This is a genomic window from Kribbella sp., from assembly GCF_035687465.1.
GTDB lineage: Bacteria > Actinomycetota > Actinomycetes > Propionibacteriales > Kribbellaceae > Kribbella.
The window spans coordinates 1-4,449 of the sequence record NZ_DASRXP010000078.1 but is presented as its reverse complement, the minus strand read 5'-3'; the positions used below and the strand labels follow the sequence as shown (position 1 = coordinate 4,449).

Sequence of the window (4,449 nt, the reverse complement as noted above, 5' to 3'; positions counted from 1 at the left end):
TAGCCGCCGCCTTGTCTGCGACGGCGCTGGTGTCGGGTGCGACCGCCTTGCAGTTGTCCGGTGGCGTCGTCGTCTTAGGCAAGGTGGTCTGTTTCAGCACGCCCATGAAGACGCCCGGCTCCGCAGCGTTGGCCTGCCACTTGGCCGTGTCGGTACTGACCAGCAGGGCGGCTGTGGACTCGGGGGCCGCTTCGGACTTCTGCGTCCACTCGCGAGGCACCTCGACCGACAGATGTCCGCTGCTGTCCTCCACAGTCACCGGGCGGCTCATGACCAGCTCGTAGCCGCCATAACCACCACCGGCCGCCAGTACTACGGCTGCCACTGCGGCAATCGTCCGCGCCCGGCCGGACCGGCGTACGCGAGTGTCTGCTGTGACCGCGACGGTCGGGCTGTTCGCGTCCGAGAGCTGGGTCCGCTGGTCGAGCTTGCCGGCCGCGGCCCGCAGCGGGACCTCCTCGGCCGGTACTAGCCCGGCTGGGATCTTGCCAGTGGTGTGCGCCTCGGTCAGAGCGTCGAGGAAGCTGTCGAGGTCCTGCCACCGCTTGTCCCGGTCCGGTTCGAGCGCACGGCGTACGACCGCGTCGATCGCGTCCGGGATCCCTTCGCGCAGCGTGCTCATCGAGGGCGGCGGCGCGTCGATCCGCATCACCGCGCCCAGGCTGATCAGGCCGTGCGGCGCCTGCCCGGTGAAGGCCGCGTAGGCGACCGCCCCGAGGGAGTAGAGGTCGGCCCGGTGGTCCAGGCGGTCGCCCATCACCTGTTCGGGGGCGACGTACGCGGGGGTGCCGCCGGGCATGGTGAGCTGCGACACAGTCTCCAGCGACTTGCCCAGACCGAGGTCGCCGAGCATCGCGCGGTCGCCGTCCTGGTCTGTACGGAACAACACGTTCGCCGGCTTCACGTCACGGTGCAGGACGCCGCGGGAGTGCAGGTGCTTCAGGCCGCTGCCGACCTGGGTGATGATGTCGACCACATCCGCGATCTCCAGCGGCCCGGCCTTGATCCGGTCCGCCAGTGATCCGCCGTCGGCATAGGTGAGCACCAGGTACGGACGGCCGTCCTCGGCCTCGCCGACATCGTGCACACCGACCACGTGCGGGGACTCGACCCGGCGCAGGAACCGCCCCTCCGCCAGGAAACGGCGGCGGACGTCGTCTTCGTCGATCCAGTTGTCCGACAGGATCTTGAGGGCCACCTCGGCGTCGAGTTGCTCGTCGTACGCGAGCCAGACGGTCGCGAAACCCCCGGCACCCACCCGGCGGACCAGGGAGTACCGGCCGATCCGCGGTGGCTGGTCCATGCCCGCATTATGCTCGATCCCTCTTGCGACCATGTCGCCGCAGCGAACAAAACGCCCGGTCGTGACGTCTCAACAGGGATCGGTGGCCCATAGGAAGGGTCGCCCGGTGGACGGGCTGAGGCGATGGGACTCGAAGAGGGCGCTTGGGGAGGGAACTGGTCATGAGGCCGAAGAACGGCCGCCTGGTGATGGTGGTGGCAGTGGTCGCAGTGGCCGCTGTCGCGATCGGTGGCGTGCTCGCCTACCGCCAGGGACCTCGGACCGGCGGTGAGACCGCGGCACCGCTGACGGCCGATTCCGTCAGTGGCCCGGCCTCGACGTCGGTGCTGCCGCCGACCAGCGCGGCGCCGTACTCGGGACCCGCGTATGTCACCCTCAAGCTCAGCAAGCTGCCGACCGGCCGACCGCCGCAGATCCCGTACATGGTCGGTCGCGAGGTCCGGGGCGGCGCGGGAACACCGGTGAAACTGCCGGGCTCGCAAGTCGTCCTTGAGATCGCCCGCCTCGGCGAGGAGGTTCTCGCGGTAGTGGAGACGGTCGGAGGTGGCAGCAGCGAACTGCTCAAGGTCAGCTCCGCCGTCGAGGTGGAGCGAGTCCCGGGAGTCGTCAACGTGGTGACCACCGAGGACGAAACAGCCGCGGCGTACTCCGTGCAGTCCACCGTCAAGGGCGCCCTCGTGGCCGGCGGGGCCATCTACGCCCAGTCCGCTGAGGGCAAGGTGCAGAAGCTCTCGCTGTCCAAGGTGTGGCAGCCACTGGTTCTCTCCTATGCGAACGGCAAGATCTTCTTCCGGGCCGGCAGCGGCCCGGACGCGGCTGCCTGGAGTCTCTACAGCTGGACACCCGGCGCCGCCGAGGCGACCCAGGTCAAGGACATCCAGTCACCCACCGCGCTGAGCCCGGACACGAAGCTGGTGGGCTCGCGGGCCGTCGCCGCCGAGTACGGCGCGTGTTCCACCGTCGACGAGTTCGCCAGCGGCAAACAGCTGTGGCGCACCTGTGACCGCGGCATCGACGGCTTCACCCCGGACGGCACGGTGGCGCTGGCCGGGCCGCCGTATGCCGAGGGCTATGCGCCGACTGTGGCCACTGCGCTCGACGCCAGGACCGGCAACCTGCTGCGCGAGTGGTCCGGCGCCTCATTCGTCGAGGCCTTCGTCGAGGACGACCAGCACCTGCTGATCATCGCCGACGACGGACCCGAGACCCGGCGCGGCATCATCCGCTGCACCCTTCCCACCGGCAGCTGCGAACTCGCCGTGCCGTTGACCACCGAGCGCATCGAGCTGGGCCAATGACGAAGCGGGACGCTGACATGAAGCAGGGCAACGGCGTACTGGTCGCCGGCGTGGCGGCAGTCGCCGTACTGGCCGTGGTCGCGGGTGGCGCCCTCGCCGCCCGGCAGCGCCCTGCCGACGGGGAAGCAGTGGCAGCACCTCTGCCGGCTCCGACGCCGACGCCCACCTCGACACCAAGGCCAAAACCCAAGCCCAGCTCGACGCCGTCTGTCTACTCGGGTCCGACTTCGCCGGCGACTGCGGGCGTCAAGCTCACCCTGAGCAAGCTGCCGACGGGCCGGGCGCCACAACTCCCCTACATCACCGGGCGCGTGGTCCGCGGTGGGATCGGGGGCGACGTCACCATCCCCGGTAAGGACAACATCGTGCGGGGAACGCGGATCAACAGCGACGCCCTGGTGGTGCTCGAGGCCGAGTCGGGCAGGACCGAGCTGGTCCGGGTCGACAGCAACGGGGTGCAGCCGGACAAGATCCCCGATGTGGCGAGCCTGGTGACCTCGATGAACGAGGACGCGGTCGCCTTCGCCACCGCCCCGAGCAACCCGGACAACACCCGGGCGAAGGGCAGCACCGTCTACTGGCAGGGCACCAGTCAGACCTCGGGGCGCCGTACGTTGAAGCGGCCGAACGACTGGGGCTCCACTGCACTGGCGGTGGTCGGCGACACCGTGTACTTCAAGGCGGACACCGACCAGAACGGCACGACGTCGACCCTCAACGCGTGGGACTCCGGCACAGACAAGGTGACCCGGATCAAGTCCGTACGATCCCCGGAAGGCGTCGACAATCGCGGTACGGTCGCGGTGGACTTCGTCTCGGGCGCGGCGCAGACGTTCTGCTCGACCGTCACCGAACTCGATTCCGGCAAGCAGCGGTGGAAGACCTGCGAATACGCGATCAATGGGTTCACGCCGGACGGCGAGCTGGCGCTCGGTACGCCGGACTTCCGCAACGGCGGCGGGGATCCACTCGTCGCCGCACTGGACTCGAACGAAGGAACCGTCCGACGGGAGTGGACCGGCGCCCGGTTCCGGGAAGTCGTTGCCGAGGACGACGATCACCTGCTGATGGTCGCCGACACCGGCGAAAGGACGCCCGGCGCGATCATCCGCTGCAGCGTCGGGACCGGGTTGTGCGAGCTCGCCACGCCACTGGCCAAGACGGCAGGAACTGACCTCCATCTGTTAGGAGCCTGGGCATGAGGCCGAAGAACGCCCGCCTGGTGGTCCTGGTGGCCGCGATCGCAGTCGCCGCGGTGGCGGTCGGCGGCGTACTGGCCTACCGACAAGGCCCGCAGTCCGACGGAGATGCCGCAGCGCCGCTGTCCGGGCCGAGCACGCCCACCGGTACTCCGACGACGCCCGCGGCCAGTACTCCGGTGCCACCGAGTGCGACGCCTTCCACGACGCCGAGCGGTCCGCTCTACAGCGGCCCGGTCAAGGTGACTCTCAAGCTCAGCAAACTGCCCAAAGGCCGTGATCCCCAGATGGCCTACCTGATCGGCCGTGAGGTTCGCGGGGGCGCTGGGCTGCCGATCAAGATTCCGGGGTCGGAGTACATCCAGGAGATCGCCCGCCTCGGCGACGCAGTACTGGCGATCGTGACCAAGGGCAACGGCACCGAACTGCTCAAGGTCGACTCGGCAGGGAATGCGGAGCGCACAGCGGACGTCACGACAGTGGTGACCACCGCGGACCAGACAGCGGCGGCCTATGCAACCACGCCTACTGGGTCGGACGGCGGAGCAAAACGGGGTAGCACGCTCTACGCCCAGACTGCCGACACCGGGGAGGTCCACAAACTCTCCCTGCCGAAGGCCTGGAAGACCCGTGTCCTGGGCTACCAGAA

Annotated in this window: 3 protein-coding genes and 1 pseudogene; 3 read left to right on the top strand and 1 reads right to left on the bottom strand. The window is 69.1% G+C overall.

The annotated features are described in order from the left end of the window. Nucleotides 1-1,303 (bottom strand): serine/threonine-protein kinase (locus VFG33_RS03965; RefSeq protein WP_325022471.1); only part of this gene is annotated, 1,303 nt, incomplete at its 3' end. 161 nt (nt 1,304-1,464) lie between these two features. Between VFG33_RS03965 and VFG33_RS03960 the strand changes: the two genes are divergently transcribed. The 3 genes and pseudogenes from VFG33_RS03960 to VFG33_RS03950 all read left to right on the top strand — a co-directional run. Then, nucleotides 1,465-2,601, top strand: coding sequence for a hypothetical protein (locus VFG33_RS03960; RefSeq protein ID WP_325022469.1), 1,137 nt, complete (start codon nt 1,465-1,467; stop codon nt 2,599-2,601). Then, a complete protein-coding gene (locus VFG33_RS03955) occupies nt 2,598-3,803 on the top strand; it encodes a hypothetical protein (RefSeq protein WP_325022468.1) in 1,206 nt (401 codons plus the stop codon). The genes VFG33_RS03960 and VFG33_RS03955 overlap by 4 nt, the downstream gene beginning before the upstream one ends. Continuing rightward, nucleotides 3,800-4,449 (top strand): annotated as a pseudogene (locus VFG33_RS03950) (hypothetical protein); the annotation flags it as partial. The gene VFG33_RS03955 and the pseudogene VFG33_RS03950, both read left to right, overlap by 4 nt.

Coding starts and splice junctions, on each gene's coding strand:
- VFG33_RS03955 (WP_325022468.1), top strand. CDS start 2,598: ATGACGAAGCGGGACGCTGACATGAAGCAGGGCAACGGCGTACTGGTC.
- VFG33_RS03960 (WP_325022469.1), top strand. CDS start 1,465: ATGAGGCCGAAGAACGGCCGCCTGGTGATGGTGGTGGCAGTGGTCGCA.